General features: G+C 30.4%; 28 protein-coding genes. 26 read left to right on the top strand and 2 right to left on the bottom strand.

The genetic code is table 11. From position 1 onward, the window contains the following. Nucleotides 1–41 precede the first annotated feature (41 nt). From CKL_RS13350 to CKL_RS13335, 4 genes are all read left to right on the top strand, one after another. A complete protein-coding gene (locus CKL_RS13350) occupies nt 42–1,664 on the top strand; it encodes a S41 family peptidase (RefSeq protein WP_012103070.1) in 1,623 nt (540 codons plus the stop codon). A 12-nt stretch (nt 1,665–1,676) separates the two neighbouring features. Then, a complete protein-coding gene (locus tag CKL_RS13345; protein ID WP_012103069.1) occupies nt 1,677–2,420 on the top strand; it encodes a M48 family metallopeptidase in 744 nt (247 codons plus the stop codon). A 211-nt stretch (nt 2,421–2,631) separates the two neighbouring features. Continuing rightward, entirely contained in the window at nt 2,632–3,183 is a 552-nt protein-coding gene (locus CKL_RS13340) for a manganese efflux pump MntP (RefSeq protein WP_012103068.1), read from the top strand. A 20-nt stretch (nt 3,184–3,203) separates the two neighbouring features. Further along, nucleotides 3,204–3,632 carry a Fur family transcriptional regulator gene (locus tag CKL_RS13335; RefSeq protein ID WP_012103067.1) on the top strand — a complete coding sequence of 143 codons (429 nt, stop codon included), beginning with the start codon at nt 3,204–3,206 and terminating at the stop codon, nt 3,630–3,632. A gap of 10 nt (nt 3,633–3,642) precedes the next feature. On the opposite strand, the gene CKL_RS13330 is transcribed toward CKL_RS13335, so the two are convergent. After that, nucleotides 3,643–3,966, bottom strand: coding sequence for a hypothetical protein (locus CKL_RS13330; RefSeq protein WP_012103066.1), 324 nt, complete (start codon nt 3,964–3,966; stop codon nt 3,643–3,645). A gap of 218 nt (nt 3,967–4,184) precedes the next feature. Between CKL_RS13330 and CKL_RS13325 the strand changes: the two genes are divergently transcribed. Both CKL_RS13325 and CKL_RS13320 read left to right on the top strand, forming a co-directional pair. Further along, complete coding sequence (locus CKL_RS13325; RefSeq protein ID WP_012103065.1) at nt 4,185–5,243, top strand: HD-GYP domain-containing protein; 1,059 nt, start codon at nt 4,185–4,187, stop codon at nt 5,241–5,243. Between the two features lie 72 nt (nt 5,244–5,315). Further along, a complete protein-coding gene (locus CKL_RS13320; RefSeq protein WP_012103064.1) occupies nt 5,316–6,332 on the top strand; it encodes a rhomboid family intramembrane serine protease in 1,017 nt (338 codons plus the stop codon). A 195-nt stretch (nt 6,333–6,527) separates the two neighbouring features. Here the strand turns inward: CKL_RS13320 and CKL_RS13315 are convergent, their stop codons facing one another. Further along, a complete protein-coding gene (locus CKL_RS13315; protein WP_148204890.1) occupies nt 6,528–8,282 on the bottom strand; it encodes an ATP-dependent metallopeptidase FtsH/Yme1/Tma family protein in 1,755 nt (584 codons plus the stop codon). A gap of 389 nt (nt 8,283–8,671) precedes the next feature. Here CKL_RS13315 and CKL_RS13310 point away from each other — a divergent pair, with 389 nt between their 5' ends. The 20 genes from CKL_RS13310 (at nt 8,672) to clpB (ending at nt 24,412) form a co-directional block, all read left to right on the top strand. Continuing rightward, nucleotides 8,672–8,947 (top strand): metal-sensing transcriptional repressor, encoded by a 276-nt coding sequence (locus tag CKL_RS13310; protein ID WP_012103062.1) that lies wholly within the window; start codon nt 8,672–8,674, stop codon nt 8,945–8,947. 113 nt (nt 8,948–9,060) lie between these two features. Further along, nucleotides 9,061–10,920 (top strand): heavy metal translocating P-type ATPase, encoded by a 1,860-nt coding sequence (locus tag CKL_RS13305; RefSeq protein ID WP_041700831.1) that lies wholly within the window; start codon nt 9,061–9,063, stop codon nt 10,918–10,920. Then, nucleotides 10,917–11,096, top strand: a complete 180-nt coding sequence (locus tag CKL_RS13300; protein ID WP_012103060.1) for a hypothetical protein — start codon at nt 10,917–10,919, stop codon at nt 11,094–11,096. Before CKL_RS13305 ends, CKL_RS13300 begins: the two co-directional genes overlap by 4 nt. 371 nt (nt 11,097–11,467) lie before the next feature. After that, nucleotides 11,468–11,980, top strand: a complete 513-nt coding sequence (locus CKL_RS13295) for an RNA polymerase sigma factor (RefSeq protein ID WP_172634765.1) — start codon at nt 11,468–11,470, stop codon at nt 11,978–11,980. Next, on the top strand, nt 11,977–12,435 hold the full coding sequence (locus CKL_RS13290; RefSeq protein ID WP_012103058.1) for a hypothetical protein: 459 nt from the start codon (nt 11,977–11,979) through the stop codon (nt 12,433–12,435). Before CKL_RS13295 ends, CKL_RS13290 begins: the two co-directional genes overlap by 4 nt. Next, nucleotides 12,416–12,940, top strand: coding sequence for a hypothetical protein (locus CKL_RS13285; protein WP_012103057.1), 525 nt, complete (start codon nt 12,416–12,418; stop codon nt 12,938–12,940). Before CKL_RS13290 ends, CKL_RS13285 begins: the two co-directional genes overlap by 20 nt. Further along, nucleotides 12,933–13,238 carry a LiaI-LiaF-like domain-containing protein gene (locus CKL_RS13280; protein WP_012103056.1) on the top strand — a complete coding sequence of 102 codons (306 nt, stop codon included), beginning with the start codon at nt 12,933–12,935 and terminating at the stop codon, nt 13,236–13,238. Before CKL_RS13285 ends, CKL_RS13280 begins: the two co-directional genes overlap by 8 nt. 222 nt (nt 13,239–13,460) lie before the next feature. After that, nucleotides 13,461–13,823: a DUF2089 domain-containing protein gene (locus CKL_RS13275; protein WP_012103055.1), complete on the top strand. Its 363-nt coding sequence runs from the start codon at nt 13,461–13,463 to the stop codon at nt 13,821–13,823. 22 nt (nt 13,824–13,845) lie between these two features. Further along, a complete protein-coding gene (locus CKL_RS13270; protein ID WP_012103054.1) occupies nt 13,846–14,223 on the top strand; it encodes an SHOCT-like domain-containing protein in 378 nt (125 codons plus the stop codon). A 12-nt stretch (nt 14,224–14,235) separates the two neighbouring features. Further along, the gene (locus CKL_RS13265; RefSeq protein WP_012103053.1) at nt 14,236–14,487 is read left to right on the top strand and encodes a thioredoxin domain-containing protein; all 252 of its coding nucleotides are present in this window, start codon (nt 14,236–14,238) and stop codon (nt 14,485–14,487) included. A 293-nt stretch (nt 14,488–14,780) separates the two neighbouring features. Then, complete coding sequence (locus tag CKL_RS13260; protein ID WP_012103052.1) at nt 14,781–15,113, top strand: PadR family transcriptional regulator; 333 nt, start codon at nt 14,781–14,783, stop codon at nt 15,111–15,113. 1 nt (nt 15,114) lies between these two features. After that, on the top strand, nt 15,115–15,771 hold the full coding sequence (locus CKL_RS13255) for a permease prefix domain 1-containing protein (protein ID WP_012103051.1): 657 nt from the start codon (nt 15,115–15,117) through the stop codon (nt 15,769–15,771). 4 nt (nt 15,772–15,775) lie between these two features. Beyond that, nucleotides 15,776–16,717 carry a DUF4097 domain-containing protein gene (locus tag CKL_RS13250; protein ID WP_012103050.1) on the top strand — a complete coding sequence of 314 codons (942 nt, stop codon included), beginning with the start codon at nt 15,776–15,778 and terminating at the stop codon, nt 16,715–16,717. A gap of 290 nt (nt 16,718–17,007) precedes the next feature. Then, complete coding sequence (locus CKL_RS13245; protein ID WP_012103049.1) at nt 17,008–17,640, top strand: YczE/YyaS/YitT family protein; 633 nt, start codon at nt 17,008–17,010, stop codon at nt 17,638–17,640. Nucleotides 17,641–17,671: 31 nt separating this feature from the next. Then, on the top strand, nt 17,672–17,908 hold the full coding sequence (locus CKL_RS13240; protein ID WP_012103048.1) for a DUF2164 domain-containing protein: 237 nt from the start codon (nt 17,672–17,674) through the stop codon (nt 17,906–17,908). A 42-nt stretch (nt 17,909–17,950) separates the two neighbouring features. Then, the gene (locus CKL_RS13235; RefSeq protein ID WP_012103047.1) at nt 17,951–18,598 is read left to right on the top strand and encodes a cyclase family protein; all 648 of its coding nucleotides are present in this window, start codon (nt 17,951–17,953) and stop codon (nt 18,596–18,598) included. 163 nt (nt 18,599–18,761) lie between these two features. Beyond that, on the top strand, nt 18,762–18,926 hold the full coding sequence (locus CKL_RS19915; protein WP_073539609.1) for a YtxH domain-containing protein: 165 nt from the start codon (nt 18,762–18,764) through the stop codon (nt 18,924–18,926). A gap of 212 nt (nt 18,927–19,138) precedes the next feature. After that, entirely contained in the window at nt 19,139–20,443 is a 1,305-nt protein-coding gene (locus tag CKL_RS13230) for a helix-turn-helix domain-containing protein (protein ID WP_012103046.1), read from the top strand. Between the two features lie 19 nt (nt 20,444–20,462). After that, on the top strand, nt 20,463–21,722 hold the full coding sequence (locus tag CKL_RS13225; protein WP_012103045.1) for a helix-turn-helix domain-containing protein: 1,260 nt from the start codon (nt 20,463–20,465) through the stop codon (nt 21,720–21,722). A gap of 89 nt (nt 21,723–21,811) precedes the next feature. After that, nucleotides 21,812–24,412: an ATP-dependent chaperone ClpB gene (gene clpB, locus CKL_RS13220; RefSeq protein ID WP_012103044.1), complete on the top strand. Its 2,601-nt coding sequence runs from the start codon at nt 21,812–21,814 to the stop codon at nt 24,410–24,412. Nucleotides 24,413–24,431: the final 19 nt, after the last annotated feature.

The following is a 24,431-nucleotide window of genomic DNA, read 5'->3' as shown; positions in this document are numbered from 1 at the left end:
AAAGAAGTGTATAATTTAATTTAAAATTAGGAGGAATATATATGAAAATCAAATCTAAATTTGGGGCCACAAGTTCAGCTGAAAAATTAAAACTAAATTTTAATATTAGAAATATTTTTATAATATTTTCATTAATATTTTTTATATTTGGTTCTACAGCTAAAGTACATGGTGAAGATTTCCAGACCTTAAACGAAATCAGGAATATAATTAAAAATAATTATATTAAAGATGTATCTGACAGTGTATTAAACAAATCTACCATAGATGAAATATTAACGGGATTGGGTGATCCTTATAGTCAATATTTTTCAGCGGAGGAAGAAGAAGATTTTCTAAATGAGATAGATAACAAAGTGTGTGGAATAGGCATAGAAATGAGTAAAGTTTCTACAGGGGCTCAGATAGTTTCTGTGATTAAGGGCTCTCCTGCAGAAGCTGCAGGATTAAAAGAAGGGGACATTATAACTTCTGTGGATTCAAATTCAATTAGTGATTTGAGTATAGATGAAATAGGAAAATGCATACGTGGTGAAGAAGGTACTAAAGTAAATCTTGTAGTGCAGAGAGAAAATGAAATATTAAATTTTAATGTACAAAGGGCAGAACTGCAGTTATCCACAGTAGAGGGTATTATGTTGGATAATAGTACAGCATATATTTACATATCATCTTTTGGAGAAAATACCTCTCAAAAATTAGATGAGATATTAGAAGAACTTAGTCTAAAAAGTCCAGAAAGCTATATAATAGATCTAAGGGATAATGGAGGAGGATATATGTATTCTGCGGTAGATATAGCAGGGAATTTTATAGGAAATAATTTGGCTCTAATAGTTGAGGACAAGCATAAGAACAAAATGGGATATTTAACAGGGGGACATAAAATTGTAATAGATAAACCAGTTATATTTTTGACTAATGGAAATACGGCTAGCGCCTCTGAGATATTGGCTGCTGCAGTTAAGGATTATAAAAAAGCATTTTTTATAGGTAATGTTACCTATGGGAAAGGAGTAGCACAACAAATATTTGGGCTTTCCAATGGAAGTGCGTTAAAATTGACTACAGAAGAATTTTATTCCCCTCTTGGCAATATAATACAAAAAGTAGGAGTGAAACCTGACCTAGATACAGGTGATTTAGATGCTTTAAAAGTAGCGCAATTATTATCAGGAAAATGTAGAAATAGTACAGACAAGACTGGATTTTTAAAGATTACATTAAATGAAAGAGAATTTAATATAGATTTAAATATGGCTAAAAGTGAAGAATATTGGACAACTTTTAAATATATAATAGAACATGTATCAAAATCTAAAGTTTATATAGGAACTAAAAATGGTTGGACAAATGTTCCAAATGATTACTTTAATAACATATATAAATTTTTCTATTCTAATTATAAGTTATTGGATACTTTAAATAAGGTACCAGAGGATAAGTCATTTACCGTGACTTTTAACAAAGAAATAAATTTTGATTTAAGTAATAATATAACCATGGAGATTATAAACAGTAACACAGGTAAGAGAATAGATTTTGATATAGACATTTTAAAGGACAATAAGGCTGTTCTTACCCCTAAAGAAAAATTAGATAAAGGACAAACTTATTATATAAAAGTTAAAAATGTCATAAAGCCTGTTGTTGTAAAAAAATAGAGAGGTAAAAATATGGAAACTACTCATCAGGTTCTTTCATTAAGCTATACAGTAGTTAGAAAAAATAAAAAAAATATAAGTATCAAAATCGATGAAAAGGGAAAAGTAATTATAAATGCTCCCTACCACATAAGTTATAAGTCCATAGAGGAAGTTGTGAAAAATAAGATGCCCTGGATATTGAAAAATGTCAATATAGTAAAAGAAAGAATGGGAAATGTAAAATTCAGGGATACAAAGCAGGGAAAAAAGATCCTATGGCTTGGTAAACATCTAAAACTTGAAAGATATATAGTGGATACGCGAAAATGGTATATTAAAATTTTTAAAAATAATTTCGTAATTTATGGGAGCAAAACTTTGTTAGAAGATGAAGAAAGTATTAGAGATGTTATATATAAATTTTATAGGGAAAAAGCTAAATTGATTTTTAAGCATAAAGTAGATGTATACAGTAAGAAACTGAATGTATGTCCTAGAAATATAACTGTTAGATGTCAAAAAACCCTATGGGGAAGCTGCTATTCAAATGGAAATATAAATCTTAACTGCAGGCTTTTAATGGCACCTATTCAGATAATAGAATACATAATTGTACATGAATTATGTCATTTAGTGTACATGAATCATTCTAAAGATTATTGGAAGCTGGTAGAATGTGAAATACCTGATTATGTAAATCGAAGAGAGTGGCTTAAAAATAATGGATATATGCTTGTTTTTCCTATGAGATTTAAAGGAGGAATATATATATAAATAATCCATATATATACATATAGTAAGATAGTATTATTTGTCCAAATGCGGTAATTAGCTGATGTTTTCATCTTTTTCAAAGTGGGAGATAAGCAGGTCTACGTGTCTGGATAAGTTCTTCTTAGGTTCATGAAGAAAAGCAGTTCTCATAGGTAAACTTCATCTGAACCTCTGAATCACTTGATAATTCGAATGTGAGAGGAAAGGTAATATGACATTTCGATCCTTATTTTTAATTGCTCTGGCACTTTCTTTGGATGCTTTTAGTGTTGCTATATCTGTAGGCTTAAACAATGCGATAAAAAGAAATAAAAAAATTCAATTTGTAATATCTTTTGCATTTTTTCAGTTTTTCTTTGCTATGCTGGGTTCTTATGGAGGTTTTTTATTCAATAAGTATGTTGCCTCTATTCCTGAGATAGTTGGAGGAGCAGTAGTATCAATTGTAGGCATACTTATGCTTAAGGAGGGCTTTGAAAGTAAAAAACAGCATACACTTGTAAAGCCTGGAATGGTTATTATACTTGGAATTTCTGTAAGTATTGATGCTTTAGTAATTGGATTTACTACTTTAAACAATATGAGAAATACTTTAGATATACTATATCATACTTTATTTATAGGTATGGTAACTCTTATATTGACTTCTTGTGCTTTTATTGTCTCAAGGTATCTTAGAAAAATACATGCTGTAAGCAAGTATGCAGATTATATAGGAGGTATAATACTTATTATATTTGGTATCAAAATGATGCTTTTTTAAGTGAAATTTGGGGTGGTTTTATGGATATAGAGAAATACTTGAGAAAATATGGAATAAAAGTTACACAGGCTAGGTTAAATATTTTAGATATATTATATAAGAGTGAAAGTGCAATAAATGTAGAAGATTTATTTCAAGAGTATAAAAAGAAAAATATAAATGTAGATTTATCTACAATTTATAGAACTTTAGAGTTATTTGAAAATAAAAAAATTATAAGAAAGTTTGACTTAGATAAGGGAAGGTACAGCTATGCTGTAATAAGAAAAAACCATAAGCACATATTACAATGTAAGGTATGTGAAAAACAGGTAGAGATAGATTGTCCCATGCAGCAAATAGAAGAAATAATAAAGAGTAAAACAGATTTTGTACTTGTAGATGAGGAACTGGATTTTAAAATAAGTGGCATATGTAAAGATTGCAGAAACAAGCAGCTAAAACCATAATACAGAAAGATTATTGTAAAGTCACTTCATTTGAATATACCTTTTTTACTTTCCAGCTGCCATTATTGTTTTTTTCCAAAAATACAGTATATTCTACTTTATGGTGAGGTGTCTTACTTGATATACCTTTAACTGTCATAAAAGCATCTTTACCATTTGAAAAGGACAGAGTTATATCTTCCATGTTGTATATTTTATATTTGTTAAAAATTCCTGTAGTAAAATAGTTTTCAACTGCATAGTTGATATCCGTACATTTTTTTGATACATATATATTCCTTATTATTACAATAGTTAATAAAATAACTATTATGGAAAATACAAATTTTTTCATGAGGTTCCTCCATAATAATATAAAAATATTCTTTATAATTATAATAACCAATTTCTATTTGTAAGTAAATAGAAATTTTAACATTTTTAGTTTTAAATCATGAATTGATCATGTGGAATTAATTTGTAGTAAGTTAACTAAAATGTTTTAATTTATATCTTAAATATGATATGCTTAGAAAGGAAATTGAATATATCAAATTTTATTGAGGTGAAGCAATGAGACTAGAGTTCATAAATAGAGTTAAAGAAAAAGATGTGCTTGGAAAAAGCATATTGACATGTGATGGACAAGTTTTATTAAAGACAGGAGTAGAATTGACAAATAATTATATAAATAAATTAAAAGAATTAGGTGTATTCTATTTGTATGTAGAAGATGAGAGATTGGAAGATGTGAATATAGAAGATGAAAAGTTATTGGAATTAAAGCAAGAGTCAATGAAAAGTATGTCAAATATAATGAGTAATTTGTATAATTGTAATGAAAAGGGATTGAGAAAATCCCTTGTAGGTATAGAAGATATGGTAAACTATATAATTGAACTTGGCGATGTAAATAAGAGCCTTTATGACATACAGACTTACGATAACTATACCTTTATTCACTCAATAGATACTTGTATTATGGCTTCTTTTTTAGGTGTTTCAACAGGATATGATAAATGGCAATTGAGAGAAATTGGCATAGGTGCTTCTTTGCATGATATAGGAAAAACAAAGATTCCTTTAGAAATATTGAATAAACAAACTAAACTTACAGATGAAGAATTTAACGAGATAAAGAATCATCCTTTGTATGGGTCTAAAATTCTTAAAAAAAATGTTATAATTTCAGATGCTGTAATAAAAATAGTCGAACAGCACCATGAGAGAATAGATGGCAGGGGATATCCTTATGGGCTTGAAGGTAAGCAAATAACGAATTACGCAAAATTAGTCTGTATATGTGATGTATATGATGCAGTAAGCAACGATAGATGCTACAGGAAAAAATTTAGTCCAAATGACGCTTATGAACTTATACTTTCAGGAAGTGGCAGTAATTTTGATCAGGATTTAGTGTGTAATTTTAAAAATACTTTTGCCATATATCCTCTGGGATGTGGAGTTAAATTATCGAATAAAATTGAAGGCTATGTTGTAAGGCAAAATAAAGGATTTCCAGATAGACCAATAATAAGAGTGCTTTGTGATGGGGATACAGGGAAACTTATACCAGCTTACGAGTTGGACTTGTTACGGATGCCCAATGTGGTTATAACTGGATTGATTTGATAAAAGCCGAATAAAAATTTTTATATAGTATAAATTAGATATATATCATTTTATGCTTTTAGGGAGAAAAAAATGAATTCGTATATTGATAATTTAATAGAAATATTGTATAAGGTCTATAATTTTAAAATTATAGAAATAAAAAAGAGCCAGGGGTTATACAGTAAATGGGTATTATGGAGGGAAGAAAATAACATTATAAGAGTTGTATTTTTTCCTCGGATTGAGAATATAAATGTAGAATTTATTATTTCAGATTTGAAAAAGTTATTTCAAAATAAAAGGTTAAAGTTTACACAAGTAATTATGGATAAAGAAGCTAGTTTATCTGCGGAATACATAGATAATTATCAGTTAGATTATGAAATACATAGACAGTTTGAATTGATTTTGATAAATCCTGATTTAAATCAATTAGTATATTATACAGAAGGAACAAGAGAACTAGCCAATCAAATATTACAAGGGCTAATTCATATAAGGAATTCTGAAAATATCTCCAGTAAAAAAGGAATAAAAGAGGTAGTTGTCACCTATGTGATTATAGCACTAAATGTATTGGTGTATATAGTAACTTCATATTTGTCTGGCAGCATAATGGATAGTAATGTAAATGTTCTGGTGTTTATGGGGGCCAAGGTAAATTTTCTTATAGCTAAAGGACAATACTATAGGTTATTTACCTGTATGTTTTTACATGCAGGTATAGTACATTTGGGAGTAAATATGTACTCACTTTATATGATGGGCACTTTTATTGAAAAAGTATATGGAAAGCTTAAATATATAATTATATATATTATTTCAGGGTTGTTTTCTTCTATATTTAGTTATATGTTTTCATCTTCCATATCCGTAGGAGCTTCAGGAGCAATATTTGGACTTTTAGGTGCATCTTTGGTATTTGCCCTTAAAATGAAACATTCTGTAGCCAGGGAATTTATTATGAATATAGTGGCTATAATTGTAATGAACCTTATAATAGGGTTTTCCATAGCCAATGTGGATAACTTTGGACATATAGGAGGGCTTATAGGAGGCATGATTATTACTTATGTACTGAGTACTATGTCTTTTAAAAAAGTTTAATTTTTATCCGAAGGCGGCAATTAGCTAATGCTCCCATCTTCTTCAAAGTGGGAGATAAGCATTGTTACGCGCCTGAATAAGTTCTTCTGAGGTTCAGATGGAAAGAGGTGTTTCTTATGAGTAAAACTCCACTTGAACCTCTGAATCACTTTATTTCAGCATATAAAGCTGAAATATAGAGCATGTGTTTTAAATCTACTTGGATATTAATTTTAAGTTATCTAAGTCTTTTGCATATAATGTTTCTTTTTCTATGAGTAATTCAGTTATTTTTTTAAGATAGGGCCTGTTTTCAATTATTATGTTTTTTGTATGATAGTACATAGAATCGATTAATTTTTTACATTCTTCAATAATTTTATCCTGGTTTATATTTAGTTTCATTAATTCTTGCATATTTAAAAGCCCTAGAGTTTCTCCCATACCATATTGGGTTATCATATTGAAAGCTATATGTGTACTTCGCTGAAGGTCATTATGAGCACCGGTGGTTATATAATTGGAACCAAATATAACTTCTTCTGCAGCTCTTCCTCCTAAAAGTATCATTATTCTCTTTTTTAAATAATCTTTATTTTCATAAAGCTTGTCCTCTGGTATGCTTAAAGTATAACCTCCAACTCCGTTAGTACTTGGAATAATTGTTACTTTAGATATTTTTTCATTTGGAAGCACCTTTAAAGATACTAAAGCATGGCCTACCTCATGATATGCAGTTATTTTTTTGTCCGTATCCTTTATATAATCTCTATTTTTCTTTTCATATCCTGCCAAAATTATAGAAAAAGCTCTGTCCATATGTGTATCTTCAATGGCTCTGCTGTTTTCTTTACATGCAATTATTGCAGCTTCATTTACTAAGTTTTCGATTTTTGCCCCTGAAAAATAAGAAGTTTTCTGAGCCCATTCATGTAAATTCAGATTGCCTACAGGCTTATTGTTTAGGTGAAGGGCTATAATTTTTTTCCTCGAAGAAATATCTGGAAGCGTTATTTCTATGTGTCTATCGAATCTTCCAGGCCTTAAGAGTGCAGGATCCAGCATGTCTAATCTATTAGTTGCAGCTATTACTACAATTCCTTTCTTCTCATTGAAACCAGACATTTCTGTAAGCAGGGCATTTAAGGTTTGATCTCTCTCATCAGAACCACCAGAAGAATTGGATCCATCTCTTTTTTTACCAATGGCATCTATTTCATCTATAAATATAACTGCTTTTCCAGTACTGTTATTTCTGGCCTTTTTAAATAACTGTCTTATACGACTGGCTCCCACACCCACATATATCTGTATAAAATCTGAACCTGAAACTGCATAAAAGGGAACATTTGCTTCACCGGCAACTGCTTTAGCTAGGAGAGTTTTTCCTGTTCCAGGCTGTCCATACAACATTATACCTTTTGGCATTCTTGCTCCATAGGATGTATATTTTTCAGGATTTTTTAAAAAATCCACTACATCTTTTACACTTTCTTTTGCCTCTTCATTTCCAGCTACATTTTCAAAAGTATAATTAAAATCTTTTACGACAGTAGTTTCCAAAGAGTCAATGGGCAAGGTTTTTTTAGAAACTTTTTCAGAATTTTTAACAGCCATAAATATAATTGATATAACAGAGAGAAGCATCAAAGTGCCCGGATATATCTGTTTACTATTTGCGGGGTAATCTTCAGATACAAGTATATTATTTTCTAATAGTGTTTGTTTAATGTTGGGCGTTCTAGGGTTATCTGTTTCATATATACTGCCATCTTTTAATTTTATTCTTATCTTGGGGTTGTCTGTAATGTAAACTGTTGAAATTCTTTTATCCAATAAGTCTTTCTGAAATAAAGTGTAGGATTTGTAATCCATAGAATTATTTTTATAACTTATGAATATTAAAAAACTGAGAGACAATATAAAAGTAAAAATGGGTATTAAAATAAATTTGTTTTTTATATTTTTTATTATGTTTTTCATAAGCATCCCCTCCTGGAATAGATGAATTAATTTATAATATAAAAAATACCTATAATTCAATAATTTAACATTTATTTTTGCAAAAATAAATAACCCGTATTAATATTTTACTATAATACTGATATTATAATATTTTTCTCTGTTAGTCTAATGAAAATCATAAAATTTTCTAAAGTAACTTGTAGAAAAAAGTGAAAGCCTTGAAATTACAGGAACTAAATACCTTTTATACAGGATTCTTTAAAAATAAAAAATAGAAAGATGGTTAATCCATTTGTTAGGCTTCCACAACATACAGGCTCTGAAAATTCAACAAAATAACTTTGACTATATAGTACAATACTGTAGTATAATATCCTATATAAGGAGGTGTAATAATGCGCCAATGCATGGATGCAGGGAATCTGCACAGACGGCTGAATAAAATTATGGGACAGATAAAAGCCATTGATAAGATGGTTGATGAAGATATTCCCTGTGAAGATGTTTTGATTCAGATTAATGCTGCAAAGAGCGCTTTGCATAAAGTAGGCCAAGTGATTTTAGAAGGTCATTTAAATCATTGTGTCAGAGAAGGTATTGAACATGGAGATGCTGATAAAACAATAGCGGATTTTGCCAAGGCTGTAGAACATTTTTCAAGAATGTCATAGATGTCCTAATGGGCAACTGTTGTGAAGTAACAGTTGCTTTTTCTATTGACACAATATACCCATGGGGGTATACTATACATGTACCCCTATGGGTATATAAAGGAGTGGTTTTATTGATACGATTACTAAAAGATGATAATAAAAGAACTTTATTATTTATTTTATTATCAATAGTGGCTTTAGCTGTAAGCTTTTTCAATATAGCAAATTTGCCTATCAATGCGGCATGGATTGCTATTATTCTTTGTGGTATTCCTATTATAAAAGGGGCTATTTGGGGGTTGGTAACTGAGTTTGATATTAAGGCAGATGTGCTAGTTTCCATTGCGCTGATTGCGTCAATTTTCATTGGAGAAATATTTGCAGCTGGTGAAGTAGCTTTTATTATGACAATTGGGGCTTATTTGGAAGAGCGTACTGTTGCCAAAGCTCGTGCTGGAATTGAAAAGCTGGTACATCTTACTCCCACCACAGCAAGGATTGTACAAAATGGCGAAGGGGCTATAATTTCCGCGGAGCAAATCAAAAAAGGTGATATTTTAAGGGTATTGGCAGGAGAGACAATAGCTGTTGATGGAATGATTACTAAGGGACAAACTTCTGTGGATCAATCTGTAATGACCGGTGAATCTTTGCCCGTAGATAAAACCGAGGGGGACGAGGTTTTCAGCGGAACTGTCAATCAATTTGGCACTTTTGAAATGGTTGCACAGAAGGTTGGAGAGGATAGTTCACTGCAGAGGATGATTTGCCTTGTTGAATCAGCAGATGCAGGGAAGGCAAAAATTGTTGGAATAGCTGATAGGTGGGCTACGTGGATTGTAGTGATAGCACTTGCAGCAGCAGTTGGCACATGGTTTGTTACGCATGAAATTATCCGATCAGTTACCATTCTTGTTGTATTTTGTCCTTGTGCATTAGTGCTTGCAACACCAACAGCGATTATGGCTGGAATTGGAAATGCTACAAAGTATGGTATTCTTATTCGGGAAGGTGATGCTTTAGAACGGCTTGCGAAAATAAAGAGAATGGCATTTGATAAAACAGGTACCATTACCTACGGCAAGCCTGCAGTAGTTCAAGTAAAAAGCTGTGTACCAAATATCAACTCAGAATCATTACTTGCAATTGCAGCATCTGCGGAATTGCGTTCAGAACATCCTCTGGGAAAAGCAATTGTTTCCTATTATAAGGAGAAGAATGGCAGATTACCAGAGGAACCAGACAATTTTATGCTTATTGCAGGCAGAGGGGTTTTGGCCGATGTAGATGGTAACAAGATATTGGCAGGCAATGAAGCTTTGTTATCTGAACAAAAAACTGAATTGCCAGCTATCCTTTGTCAATTAGCCGAAGAAGCCAGAGCAGATGGAAGCACAGTGATTTATCTTGCAGCAAATCAAAAAGCTATTGGACTTATTGCTTTGTCAGATACCCTTCGTCCTGATGCCTCGAAAACAATTGAGAAAATCAATCAGACAGGGATTGAAACGGTATTGATTACTGGCGATGCACCACAGGCAGCAAAGTATATGGCACAAATTGCTGGGATTACGGATTTAAAATCAAACTGTATGCCTGAAGATAAAATGAAAGCCATTGAAGAGTATCAAAATAAAGGTGAGTTTGTTTGTATGGTAGGTGATGGAATTAACGATGCTCCTGCATTAAAGACAGCACATGTAGGAATAGCCATGGGTGGAATTGGAAGTGATATTGCAATTGATGCTGCAGATATTGCTCTTGTGGGGGATGATATCAAAGAAATCCCACACCTTTTACAGCTTTCTAGGAAAACTATGCAAACCATTAATATAAACCTTACTGCTTCTATGATTCTTAATTTTATTGCTATTTTTTTGGCTATTATAGGTATACTGAATCCCGTTATGGGAGCATTAGTACATAATGCTGGTTCCGTTGCAGTTATTATTAATTCATCATTATTATTGAAATGGAGGAAACTAAAATGAAAGCATGGATTTTATTTGGACTTTTTGTTATCGTTGGGCTGGGAATGCTTATTGCAGGAATCATGTATATGAAAAAAGAAAAAAATGATATTGAATCTGTTAGGATATATAGAAATATCTCTGTTATAGGAGTAGTAGTGCTTGTTGTTTCTATAGTAGTAAAGTTTTTACTATAAAATCATTCTAAGGTTTAGAGGGAGTCTACGCATAACAAAACAAACGATTCTCTCCATCTGAACCTCAGAATCACTTATAAAGTTGTGAACATTGCTTATCCCACACTTTAGAAAATGTGAGGGTATTAACTAATTACAATTTTTGAAAAAATCATCTCATCTGATTAAATTTAGTTCTCATTTTCATCCCTTTATCAAGTCCATTCATAAGCTCATCAAATATAAAAGTTTAGTTATTATATTTTTAATACAATGTCCTTGTCCATAGAAAAATGATCTAAATCCAAAGTAAAATTAGGTGTCAAAAATATAAAATATGTGAAGTATTTTTTATTTATAAATCGTTATATTATTATAAGGGTAAAAAGGTGGTGGTGATTATTTGGGAAAATCAATTTGAAAATTACATAAAACAGTATCAACGCCTAATTATTACTATCTGTTTTTCCTTTACTAAAAATTATTTTGATGCAGAGGACATAGCACAGCAAACTTTTTTGACTGCCTATAAAAATATGAATAAGTTTGATGGCAGGAATTTTAAAGCCTGGGTTACAAAAATTGCGTTAAATAAATGTAGAGATTATGTTAAGAATCCTGCCAGAAAATTAGAAAGTTTAAGTAGTGAGGATTATAAATATATAGAAGATGTAAAAGATTCTCCAGAGGAAAGTCTATTGAATAAGGATAGTGATGAAAAAATATATAATCTGTGCAGAAGATTAAAAGAACCTTATAAGACTGTAGCAATAAATTACTTTTGTAAAAACATAAAAATTTCAGATATGGCAAAAGATACAGGAGAAAATTTAAAAACACTACAAACAAGATTATATAGGGCAAAAAAACTTCTTAAAATTTTATGGAAGGAGGAATTTATTTGAGGGATAGTCTATTTAATAATAATGGACATATAAGTGATTCATGTATAAAAAAATTTAAAAGGGGAGATTTGGATGATAGAGAACTTATTGTTGTATCCCAGCATATTGAGAACTGTGAAAAATGTATCCAACACCTTACAGGGAGTTTTGATGATAGTGAGTTTAAAAAAGTGCCCTTTGGATTCGAAGAAGAAGTAAAAAATAAAATAGTCAAATATAAAAAGAAAAATAGACAGCTTTTATTTTATTCCCTTAGAGTTTCTCTTGCCGCATGTATATCCCTTATATTTGTATTCTCAAGTACATTGAATTTTATAGCGAATACCAAAGTAAAGACATTGGAAATTAGCTCACCTAAGTTTACAGTGGTAAATTCCATTAATATGGAGCTTGGTAATTTCACTAATAAAATAATTAATATGGAGGTATTTAATAATGAAAATGAAAAAAAGTAATTTTTTAACCATTTTATTTTCTTTTCTTCCCGGTGCAGGACATATGTACATGGGATTTATGAAAATGGGATTGTCAATTATGTCTGCATTTTTCTTTGTAATATTTCTTTCAACATGGCTTCATATAGGACCTCTTTTATTTGTATTACCCTTAATTTGGTTTTATTCTTTTTTTGACTGTATAAATAAACAGAGCTTACCTGAGGAGGAGTTTTCACTTTTAGAAGATAATTACATGTTTTCCATAGATAAGTTCCTTCATTGGGATAAAAATTTATTTAAAAAGAGAAGGTTATTTTTTGGAATACTTCTGGTATGTATGGGAATTTACCTTATATGGGACAATATTATGTATATTGCTGCACCATATATAGATAATAGAATTTATAATATTGTAAATTCTTTTACAGGAATTATCCCTCAAATCATTGTGGCAATAGCAATAATTATAATTGGAGTAAAACTTATTGTGGGAAAAAAGAAGGAGAGGAATATGGATGATTAAGGGGAGAAGGGTTGGTACATTTACTTCAGGTGTAGTTCTTGTGGTATTTGGAGCAATGTTTTTAATGCATAGTATGTTTAAAAATATAAGTTATGAACTGATAATATCCTTGTGGCCGGTAATATTAATTTTTATTGGAGTAGAGATTATCACAGCATATATCCTAAATAAAGAGGAAAAAATAAGGTATGATACAGGAGCTATAGTTATTGTAATGGTACTTTGTATTTTTGCCATGGTAATGGGGATAATGCAGTTTGCAATTGCAAATTATCCTCAATTTAGGAGTATGTTCTAAATCCTTTTAAAAATTATGACAACATATTAAACGGAGCTTTCTATGATAAAGTTAAATATCATGGAAAGCTATTTTATTGTGCTAAACATCAACATTGATTAAAATAATTAATTATTAAATTAATTATTTTAATTATTAATTATAATATATTCAATATATTTAATCTATATATTGAATATATCAAAGTGTCATGATATACTATTTGTGGAAGGAGATGATAGGTTGGCGTATAAAATAATAGGCAAATGTCCTATATGTAAATCTAAGCTTTTAATTTCAAAACTTAAATGTCCTAAATGCAGCACAATAATTGAAAATAACTTTGAAATGTCAAAATTTGAATATTTAACACTGGAACAGCTTAAGTTTATAGAGGTATTTCTAAAGAACAGAGGAAATATAAAAGATGTGGAAAAGGAGCTTGGAATATCCTATCCTACTGTGAGAGCAAAGCTTGATGAGGTCATAGCTGCCCTTGGATATAATGTAGCCCAGGATGTGAAAGTTGATAAAAAGAAAGTAGTGGATATGCTAGATAAAGGACAGATAAGTGCAGATGAAGCCATTAAAATGTTAAATGAGTAAATATAATAGGGAGGATAAAAAAATGAATGAAGAAATGGCAAGAGTGTTAAAGATGGTAGAAGATGGCAAAATTACGGCAGATAAGGCTATGGAACTTATAGAGTCACTTAAGGATAAAAATACAGATGTTCAACTTTCTTCAGATAATGATATTATGGATAAGATGTTAAAGATAAGAGTTAATTCTATTGATGGCGATAATGTAAATGTAAATCTTCCAGTAAAATTTATAAAGATAATGCTAAAAACTGTGGGCAAGATTCCCTTAAGTGATAATGTGAAAGGAATGGAAAATATTGATTTGAATCTTATTTCAGAGGCCATAGACAATGGACTTTTAGGTAAAATAGTGGATGTAAAAAGTGCAAATGGAGATATAGTTGAGGTGGTAATAGAATAGGGAGAGCAGTATATGAGAGTGTATGTGAAATCAGGAAAAGTGAGATTTATAATACCTATACCATTTATATTTTTAAAGCTTGGTATATCAATTTTCAGTTCATCTTTTGTAAAAACACATATTCCCCAGAAAGACAGAAAATACTTTGATATGATTGATTTTAAAGAATTTTCCAAATGCCTTGGAATTTTAAAGCAATATAAGAGGTTAAGAATTGTGGAAGTTAGAGCAAAGGAGGGGACGGTAGTAGTTATAACTATATAAATTGGACATAGGAGATAAATATAAAATATAGTTCATCTCTAATTATATAATATGTTGATTATAAAAATAACGTAATTTAAACAAATCCATCAAACTAAAATTTGGTGGGTATTTTTTTGTTGAGGAAAAGCAATTCTTCGGATGAGTTTTGTAAGTATTTATACTATGTTGAAAAATATATATCTAAAAAATATATACATTGATAGGCGAAGTATATATTTATATAATATATATACAAAGTTAAATTAAAATGTGTAATCATAAAATAAAGTTCAGCAGAAAGGAGTGAGCAAATGTCTATAACTTCAGATATTATAAGAGGGCATACGGAAACCATAATATTGGCGCAATTAGTAAAAAACGATAGTTATGGATATAAAATAAATAAGTTTATAAAAGAGAAAACAAACAGCAAGTATGAACTTAAGGAGGCAACACTTTATTCAGCTTTTAGAAGACTGGAAAAGGCTGAGTTTATAACTTCTTATTGGGGAGATCAGACCACAGGAGCTAGAAGAAGATATTATTCTATAACAGAATTGGGGAGAGAAGCATTAAAACAAAATAAAGTGGATTGGAATGAATCAAAAGAATTGATTGATAAATTGATTGATGGAGGTAATTGAAATGTATGAAAAGCTGAGAAAGAACTTAGAGGATTTATTTGAAAATGCCCCAAAAACCAATAAGGCCAACGAGCTTAAGGAAGAACTTCTGGCGAACCTTATAGATAAATATGATGATCTGGTATCATCAGGAAAGAATGAAGAAGAAGCTTTTAAAATAGCAATTTCAAGTGTGGGAGATGTAAATGAGCTTATAAATGGGTTAAATGACAGTAATGTGCTAGACAATGATATAACACAGAAAAAACGTCAGAAAAGTGCGATTATATTATCAGTGTCAATAGGTCTTTATATTATGAGTGTAGTTGTTTTAATATTGTTAAATGAAGTTTTTATGGTGAATGAAAGTTTATCAGTAAGTATTATGCTTACAATAGATGCTGTAGCTACCTGTCTTATTGTGTATAATGCCGCTTCACAGCCTAAATATATTAAAGCTGACAATACCATAGTAGAGGAATTCAAGGAATGGAAGGTGTTAAATGACAACAAAAATGAGATTATGAAATCAATAAGGTCTATAATGTGGTTGATTATAGTGGCAGTTTACTTTGTATTGAATTTTGTTTTTGGAGCTTGGGCATATTCATGGATCATATTTATAATAGGAGCGGCACTGCAAAGGGTAATTATGTTAAGTTTTAAATTAAAGGAGTAAATTTATGAATAGACGGCTGATAAAGGGGTTAATTGTAATTTGGATAACTATAGCAGTTGTAGGAGCATATTTTTTAATATATGGAATTCTACATGGAAATAGTTTTAGTAATTTTCAGTTTTTGGATAAATCAAAGGGAAAAATATATAATATGCAAAAGGACGAAGATATATCAATAAAGAATTGTAATAAAATAAGTCTTGATTTTTCTAATGAAGATATATTTATACAGACAACAGATGAGGCAAATTTAAGGGTGGTTCAAAGTTCAGTAGGTAAACTGAAAAATGAAGATAAGTTTGTAATGAGCAAAAATGGTGATAACATTGAGATCAAGACAAACAACAGAAATGGAACATTCAAATTTCATGTGTTTCAGTTTATAAATATTAATCAAAAAATTGAAGTATATATACCGAAGAAATATGTTGAGGATTTATATGTGAATTTAAGTTCTGGAGATATGTCATTTAATTCTTCAGTAGAAATGAATGACATATATTGTAGTCAGGCTTCAGGGGATATTCATGTTAAGGGCGGCATTACGGGTAATAATGTCAATATAAAAACTACTTCTGGAGATATAAATGCAGATGGAATATATTCTAAATACTATAAATTAGAAAATACATCAGGAGATATACGTATAAATTCTATTTCAGGTTCGGGTGATATAAAAGCTGTTTCAGGAGATGTTAAAGTGAATTATAGAGGAATCGATAATTACTCAAAAATAAACTCTGTTTCAGGAGATATAGATTTGGTAATTCCTAAAAGTTTAAGTTTTAAGTTTAATGGGCAGAGTATCTCAGGGGATGTAAATTCAGATTTTCCATTGAATTATGAAAATACAAGAAAAAATAGGGCTGTTGTACAGGTAGGCAATCCACCATATAAGACAGTAGACGTTAATGCGGTGTCTGGTGACATAAATTTGTCCCAATAGCAGTAAAAGAAGATAATTGTAATAGGTGATTCTTAGGTTCAGGTGGAGTTTCCACATGAGGAATACGCATCGTTATCTGAACCTTATTAACAGTATTCTTAGTGTCTCTAGCACTTAGAATACTGTTATCCTTGTTTGATTTTTGCATGGAGAATTTTTTGTTTATTTTAAAATTAGATTGTCTAGCTATATTATTATTTGATATAATGAAAATTATAAAGAATATCTCTAAATAGATGCTTTTCTATAGGTAATCATCTATAAATAGAGTTAAGAAGAGAGGAAGACATATGAAGAAATTCTGTCGAGCAGTGATGTATTGTATTGGACTTGTAATACTTGCATTGGGGATTATATTGAATACAAAGACTGGTCTGGGAGTATCTCCCATTATCTCCATTCCCTATTGTGTTTCTAATATTTGGGGAGTAAATTTAGGAAATGCAACTTTATGTACATATATACTGTGTGTAGTGGGACAGATGGTACTTCGTGGAAGGAAATTTCGTTATTTTGATCTGCTGCAGATTCCTATGAGTGTGATATTTAGTAGAGTAATCAATGTATTTAATGATATGATAATTATAAGTTTTAATAGTTTAACGCTGAGAGTGCTTTTACTTGGGGCAGCCATTATGCTTACTGGAATAGGGGTGGCTATTTCTGTTGAGATGAAATTTGTTCCAAATGCGGCGGATGGTCTTACACAGGCATTTGGAGAGCGGATGAATAAAGGTCTTGGATTTGCAAAAAATATGATAGACATAGTATGCGTTACAATAACCGTACTTATAGGGCTGATATTTGGAGGAAAAGTAATTGGAATTGGTATTGGAACTCTGGCAGCAGTGCTTGGGGTGGGACGCTCCATAGCTCTTGTGAATATGTTATTTAAAAAGCAAATGAGTGCACTTGTAAACTAGAGGAAATAATCTCTATAATATGGAGGTATATATGAGAAATAATAATACAATTCAATTAAGTAAAGAGAAAAAAGAGGAAATGATTTCTTCAATAAAAAATTATTTTTTGGAAGAAAGAGGAGAAGAATTAGGTGATTTGGCGTCAAGTCTTATTTTAAGATTTATTATAGAAGAATTGGCATTGGAATTTTATAATCAAGGAGTTTATGATTCCTATAAGTATATGAACGACAGAATTGAAGACTTACTGTCAATACAAAAATATTGAAGTAATTTAAGATATGTTTATTTAAGAGAAGGAGGTTTTATCTTGAAGATAATTGATTTAACGCATACTATTTCAGAACTCATGCCAATTTATCCAGGCACAGAACCACCTAAATTAAAAGTTGCAAATACATATGAAAAAGACGGTTTTAAAGAAACTTTGCTCACCATGTCTTCCCATACTGGAACACATATGGACTCGCCAGCTCATTTGTTTCCAAATGGAACCAATTTGGATTTTTTTCCTGTAGAACAATTTATAGGAAGAGCACTTGTGATTGATTGTAGTGATTTAAAGGAAGGTGAAAGAATTACTATGAAATATATTAATGAAGTGGAAAAAACAGCCTATAGGGCACAGTTTATTTTATTTCATACTGGTTGGGATAAACGATGGGGTACAAGTTCTTATTTTGGAGAATATCCTTATATTACAGAGGAAGTTTGTGAATATCTAATTTGTAGTAATAAAAAGGGAGTGGGATTAGATGTGATAAGTGTTGATCCCATTTCAGATGAAAATTTGACCATGCATAAAAAACTTCTTCATAAAACAGATATGATTATTATGGAGAATTTAACTGGTTTAGAAAAAGTGGGCAAGGGATTATTCACATTATGTGCCCTTCCAATAAAATATGATAATTGCGATGGAGCACCTATTAGGGCTGTTGCTATTTTAGATGGATAGCAGCAGCTTTACTTATATATCCTTTGACAATTAACTGGTTTAAAAAAAGTTAAAACTGCATATTCTATGCTATATAGAATAAAATATAACTTACTACTTATTTTAGATATCTGAATTTTGAGCTTAAATAAATTCATAAAAAAGTATGAAAGGGATGAATTAGATGAAGGGAAAATTTGTAGCAGGAGCTATAATTGGAACAGCAGTGGGTATGATGATAGCACCTGAGTTGGATAAAAACACTAGAAGGAGAATAAGAAGAACTTCTAGATATTTAAGAAACAGCATGGGGAATATATATGGTAAAATGTCAAATTTTATAATATGATGTTTTCAAATGTAATATTAAAAGTGTATTATATAAATGATACACTTTTAATACTGTATTTATGCTATTATGTACTAAATAGTCTGTATTGATGCCAATATAGTTAAAATTTTTTCTTTTGTCCCTAAGAATATGATATAATTAAAATAGTTATTTAGTAAAATTTTAATATGGTTAAAATAAAAACACAAGGGCAAAGGAAGAGGGAACATATGGAAATACTTTCTTTAGGAGAGAAAATAAAAAGAAGAAGAAAAGAGCTCAATATGACCTTGAAAGATTTGGCAGGAGATAGAATTACACCGGGTCAGATAAGCCTTGTAGAATCCGGAAAGTCAAATCCTAGTATGGATTTATTGGAATATCTAGCATTTGAGTTAAAAACCTCCATTGAGTATCTAATGGAGTCGGAAGAAACTCAGGCAGAAAAAATCTGTACTTATTTTGAAAACATAGCTGAATCTTATATAATAAATGAAAATTTAAATCAGTCAGAGGGATATATTGATAAGGCTTTATATTATGCTGAAAAATATTTTTTGGAATATAAAAAAGCAAAGAATCTATATTTAAGGGGTATGGTGCATATGGCCAAAGGGGAGTATCCTATTGCACAGCAATTTTTATTGTCAGCAAATGTTATATTTATAAAAGATAATAAATATGAAGAAACTATAAATACCTTTGTGAATTTAGGAAAAATATCTAAGAAGTTGAAGGCCTATTATTCCTCGTTAAGTTATTTTCAACAAGCGGAAACAGTATATAAGGAAAATAATGTAGGAGATGATTTCTTACTTGCACAAATATATTATTACATAGCTTGTGTGAATTTTAAATTAGAAAATATTCCAGAGGCTATAAATTATTCTTATCTGGCAAAGGAAAAATTCAAACAAATGGATGATGAGAAAGAATATGCAAAAACACTTTTTCTATTAGCTGAGGAGTATAAAAAAAGGGGCGACATAGATAATGCTATAAAATATTCTAAAAAGACATTAAGTGTATATAAAAAATTAGATGACATAGTTAATATTGCAAAGATTGAGAATAATTTGGGCAAGCTTTTTTTTGAATTTGATAATATTGAAGAATCTTTTATACATTTAAATAAAGCCAAAGAATTGAGATTAAAACTTAAAGATGGTAATATAATCGAAACTCTTGTAAATATATGTGAAAATTATATAAAATTAAAGGATATATCCAATTCTAAAAAAGTTCTTCAGGAAATAATGGAAAGAATAGACGAAGGTAATGATAGAACTTTAGTATATTATTACTTATTGAAGTTTAGAATAGATATGCTTGAATCCAATAAAAAAGAAGCGGAAAATACGCTTATCAGTGCATTGAGTTTTGTAAAGAATATGGATTATATTAAAGAGATTGGTGATATTTCTATAATATTAGGGAAATTTTATATAGATAATAAAAGAGATAGGGAAGCAGCCAAATATTTAAATGAAGGTGTTAATATTTTTAAAAAAATTGGGATATTGAAAGAGATTTAAATAAAACGGGTGAGTAATTATGGAGATACTTTCTACTGGAGAAAAAATTAAAAGGGCAAGAATATATAGGGGATATACCTTAAAAGAACTATGTGATAAGAAAATATCGGTGTCTAAAATGAGTTGTATTGAAAATGATAAGGTAAAGCCTGAGGAATGGGTATTGAAATTTATAGCCAATAAACTTGAAGTTGATCTTTTATATTTAAAACAGGATATAAAAGATCAAATAGTAAAAAATATAGATGATATAGTTAAAAGTAATGATAGAAAAGATCACGAAGACACTTTGAAGTATAATTTAAAATTTGCAACAGATGGCAATTATAGTGATATATGTTTTCAAATATTACATCTTTTATTTGACTGTTATTTGAATAAAGAAGAATTAGAAAAAGCACAACATATAATACATAACTATTATTATTATTTACAGAAATGTTTTTCTTATGAAAGATCAGTAGTGTACTATATAGATATTGCTAAATGGTTTTTTATGTGTAGGGAATTTTTACATGCTGTAAATTATTATAATAATGCTATAGATATTGGGGTAAAAATTGATAATAAAGAGCTTTTGGTAAAGGCTCTTTATTATCAAGCTATGTGTTATTTTGAGATGGGTAACTATGAAAAATCTCATGATATTGCTAATAGGATTATAGGTTTAATGGATTTTTTAGAAGAAGATATAAAGAAGGCCAAAATATATCATTTAATGGCACTTATTTCTCTTAAAACCAATATAGAAGAGTTTAAAAGATATGAAAAAAAGGTATATATGTTTTATGGTAATAATCTAAGAGATAAAGCTAAAGCTCTATTTGATTATGCTTATGCTCTGTTTATTTTAGGCATGAAAGATAGAGCAGTACATTATTTGATTAAAGCAGAGGATATGTATCCTAAAGACAACATAAAAGAATTGGTAAAATTTAACCTCATGATTGTAAATATTTTAATAAAAAACGAAGTTTTGGATAAAGCACAGAACGTATGTGATGTAGTTTTAAACTATGCTATATTTTTGGATAATGTAAAGTATATAGAGAGAGCTTATTATTATAAAGCTGTTATACTTATAAAACAAGGGAATTTTGAATTTGGTGAGATGTATATGAATCTATCACTGGATACGCTGCTTAAATTTGCTACAAACACCAAAATATATAAAAGATATATAAAGATGGGAGAAATGTATTATAATATGGGCAATGTTTCAGAGTCGATTAAATATTTTCATTTTGCTATAAAGTTAGGCCAAAAATATGGTTTTTAATAGATATGATAATCTCTTAAAATCAATTTTGAGAAAGGAGGATAGTTGCATTAAAACTTAAGAAAAAGTTTTATGCAGCCAATTGTAGTATGGACATAGATAAACTTACTATTAAAGTTCAACAGGCAATAAATAATGCACAGAGCATAGCTGTAAGGTATAACCATCAGCAGATAGATGTTATTCATTTATTTTCAGCATTGGTATTTGAGGAAAATGGTTTAATTCCAAATATATTTGGGAAAATGTCTGTAGATATGAAAGCATTGATAAACTCAACTGAAGATGTGTTAAATAAAATGCCTAAAGTATTGGGGGAAGGTGCACAGAGTTCTTCGGTTTATGCTACCAGAAGGTTTGAAGAAATTTTTATAAAGGCGGAAAACATAACTAAGAAATTCAAAGATTCTTATATAAGTGTAGAGCATGTAATGCTGGCTATTATGGGAAGTGGCTCTAGAGAAGTAGAAGGAATTTTAAAAAAGTTTAATATAACAAAGAATGGATTTCTGGAGGCCTTAACCTTAATTAGAGGAAATCAAAGAGTGGATACCCAGGATCCTGAAGGAACTTACGAGGCATTAGTTAAGTATGGAAGAAATCTAGTAGAAGAAGCTAAGAAGCATAAATTAGATCCGGTGATAGGCAGAGATGAAGAAATTAGAAGGGTAGTTAGAATAATTTCAAGGAGAACTAAGAATAATCCGGTACTTATAGGAGAACCAGGGGTAGGAAAGACTGCTATAATCGAAGGATTAGCGGAGAGAATTGTAAGAGGAGATGTGCCAGAAGGGTTAAAAGATAAAATAATATTTTCACTAGACATGGGAGCTTTAATTGCAGGAGCAAAATTTAGGGGAGAGTTTGAAGAGAGACTAAAAGCTGTACTTAAGGAAGTTGAAAAAAGCCAGGGAAAAATAATATTGTTTATAGATGAGATTCACACTATAGTTGGAGCTGGAAAAACAGAAGGGTCTATGGATGCAGGAAATCTAATCAAACCAATGCTTGCAAGAGGTGAACTTCACTGCATTGGCGCTACTACTTTTGATGAATACAGAAAGTATATAGAAAAGGATAAAGCTTTAGAAAGAAGATTTCAATCTGTAGTAATAGACGAACCTAATCTGGAGGATTCTATTTCAATACTTAGGGGTCTCAAAGAAAAATTTGAAATATACCACGGCATAAGAATTCATGACTCTGCTATTGTAACGGCGGTTAAACTTTCAGATAGATATATAACAGACAGGTACTTGCCAGATAAAGCCATAGATTTAATTGATGAAGCCTGTGCCATGATAAGGACAGAAATTGACAGTATGCCCACTGTTATGGACAGTGTTAAAAGAAAAATATTTCAGCTGCAAATTGAAAAAGAAGCCTTATCTAAAGAGAAAGATACCACCTCTATAGAGAGACTTAAGGATTTGGAAAAAGAACTGAGTAATTTAAAAGATAGAGACAATGAACTTACTTCAAAATATGAGATGGAAAAATCCAATATATCTTTAGTTAGAAATTTAAAAAAGCAATTAGATGAAGTAAAGGGACAAATTGAAAAAGCAGAAAGAGAATATGATTTAAATAAAATGGCAGAATTGAAATATGGAGTTGTTCCAAAGCTAGAAAAGGAAATAGAGAAAGAGGAAGAAAAGCTAAAAGAAAATAATGACAGTGCCATGCTAAAAGAAGAGGTAACAGAACAGGAAATTTCACAGATAGTATCTAAATGGACTGGAATACCTGTTTCCAAACTGGTAGAAGGAGAAAGAGAGAAGCTTCTTAAGTTAGAAGAAGAACTTTCAAAAAGAGTTATAGGGCAGAAAGAAGCGGTTAGAGCAGTATCCAATGCTGTAATAAGGGCTAGGGCAGGAATGAAAGATCCTGGAAGGCCTATAGGTTCTTTTATATTCCTGGGGCCTACAGGTGTAGGGAAAACGGAGCTGGCAAAAACTTTAGCAAGAACATTGTTTGACAGTGAAGAAAATATAATCAGAATAGATATGTCAGAATATATGGAAAAGTATTCTGTTTCCAGGCTTATAGGGGCTCCCCCAGGATATGTGGGTTATGAAGAAGGAGGGCAGCTTACAGAAGCAGTAAGAAGAAAACCCTACAGCGTAATATTATTTGATGAAGTTGAAAAGGCCCATGATGATGTATTTAATGTATTCTTGCAGATATTAGATGATGGAAGACTCACGGATAATCAGGGTAAAGTAGTAGATTTTAAAAATTGTATTATAATTATGACATCCAATATAGGAAGTAGTTATCTGCTTGAAAATAAAAGGGAAAATGGAATAGAGGAAGAAATAAAACACAGGGTAATGAATGAAATGAAATTAAAATTCAAACCTGAGTTTTTAAATAGATTAGACGACATAATAATGTTTAAACCGTTAAATACAGAAGAAATTAAGTCTATAATAGATATATTCTTAAGGAGTATAGAAAATAGACTTAAAGACAAGAGCATTTCTTTAAGGGTAGAAGAGAGTGCCAAGGAAGTTATGGTTAGGGAAGGATATGATCCCGTTTATGGAGCCAGACCTTTAAAAAGATATATAGAGAGTGTACTTGAGACATCTATAGCAAAGAAGATAATTAATGGAGAAATATACAATGGATGTGCCATAAAGGTAGATTATAATGGTGATTTTAATATAAACTTGGATAAAAACTGAACAGCTAGGTGAAAGAGAA

The sequence above is a fragment of the Clostridium kluyveri DSM 555 genome, assembly GCF_000016505.1.
GTDB lineage: Bacteria > Bacillota > Clostridia > Clostridiales > Clostridiaceae > Clostridium_B > Clostridium_B kluyveri.
Note: the sequence above shows the minus strand (reverse complement) of the source record. Positions and strands in the feature narration are given on the sequence as shown.

Excerpts from the sequence above, each read along its gene's own strand:
- CKL_RS13350 (WP_012103070.1), top strand. The coding sequence starts at position 42 with ATGAAAATCAAATCTAAATTTGGGGCCACAAGTTCAGCTGAAAAATTA.
- CKL_RS13345 (WP_012103069.1), top strand. The coding sequence starts at position 1,677 with ATGGAAACTACTCATCAGGTTCTTTCATTAAGCTATACAGTAGTTAGA.
- CKL_RS13340 (WP_012103068.1), top strand. The coding sequence starts at position 2,632 with ATGACATTTCGATCCTTATTTTTAATTGCTCTGGCACTTTCTTTGGAT.
- CKL_RS13335 (WP_012103067.1), top strand. The coding sequence starts at position 3,204 with ATGGATATAGAGAAATACTTGAGAAAATATGGAATAAAAGTTACACAG.
- CKL_RS13330 (WP_012103066.1), bottom strand. The coding sequence starts at position 3,966 with ATGAAAAAATTTGTATTTTCCATAATAGTTATTTTATTAACTATTGTA.
- CKL_RS13325 (WP_012103065.1), top strand. The coding sequence starts at position 4,185 with ATGAGACTAGAGTTCATAAATAGAGTTAAAGAAAAAGATGTGCTTGGA.
- CKL_RS13320 (WP_012103064.1), top strand. The coding sequence starts at position 5,316 with ATGAATTCGTATATTGATAATTTAATAGAAATATTGTATAAGGTCTAT.
- CKL_RS13310 (WP_012103062.1), top strand. The coding sequence starts at position 8,672 with ATGCGCCAATGCATGGATGCAGGGAATCTGCACAGACGGCTGAATAAA.
- CKL_RS13300 (WP_012103060.1), top strand. The coding sequence starts at position 10,917 with ATGAAAGCATGGATTTTATTTGGACTTTTTGTTATCGTTGGGCTGGGA.
- CKL_RS13285 (WP_012103057.1), top strand. The coding sequence starts at position 12,416 with ATGAAAATGAAAAAAAGTAATTTTTTAACCATTTTATTTTCTTTTCTT.
- CKL_RS13280 (WP_012103056.1), top strand. The coding sequence starts at position 12,933 with ATGATTAAGGGGAGAAGGGTTGGTACATTTACTTCAGGTGTAGTTCTT.
- CKL_RS13270 (WP_012103054.1), top strand. The coding sequence starts at position 13,846 with ATGAATGAAGAAATGGCAAGAGTGTTAAAGATGGTAGAAGATGGCAAA.
- CKL_RS13265 (WP_012103053.1), top strand. The coding sequence starts at position 14,236 with ATGAGAGTGTATGTGAAATCAGGAAAAGTGAGATTTATAATACCTATA.
- CKL_RS13260 (WP_012103052.1), top strand. The coding sequence starts at position 14,781 with ATGTCTATAACTTCAGATATTATAAGAGGGCATACGGAAACCATAATA.
- CKL_RS13255 (WP_012103051.1), top strand. The coding sequence starts at position 15,115 with ATGTATGAAAAGCTGAGAAAGAACTTAGAGGATTTATTTGAAAATGCC.
- CKL_RS13250 (WP_012103050.1), top strand. The coding sequence starts at position 15,776 with ATGAATAGACGGCTGATAAAGGGGTTAATTGTAATTTGGATAACTATA.
- CKL_RS13245 (WP_012103049.1), top strand. The coding sequence starts at position 17,008 with ATGAAGAAATTCTGTCGAGCAGTGATGTATTGTATTGGACTTGTAATA.
- CKL_RS13240 (WP_012103048.1), top strand. The coding sequence starts at position 17,672 with ATGAGAAATAATAATACAATTCAATTAAGTAAAGAGAAAAAAGAGGAA.
- CKL_RS19915 (WP_073539609.1), top strand. The coding sequence starts at position 18,762 with ATGAAGGGAAAATTTGTAGCAGGAGCTATAATTGGAACAGCAGTGGGT.
- CKL_RS13230 (WP_012103046.1), top strand. The coding sequence starts at position 19,139 with ATGGAAATACTTTCTTTAGGAGAGAAAATAAAAAGAAGAAGAAAAGAG.
- CKL_RS13225 (WP_012103045.1), top strand. The coding sequence starts at position 20,463 with ATGGAGATACTTTCTACTGGAGAAAAAATTAAAAGGGCAAGAATATAT.
- clpB (WP_012103044.1), top strand. The coding sequence starts at position 21,812 with ATGGACATAGATAAACTTACTATTAAAGTTCAACAGGCAATAAATAAT.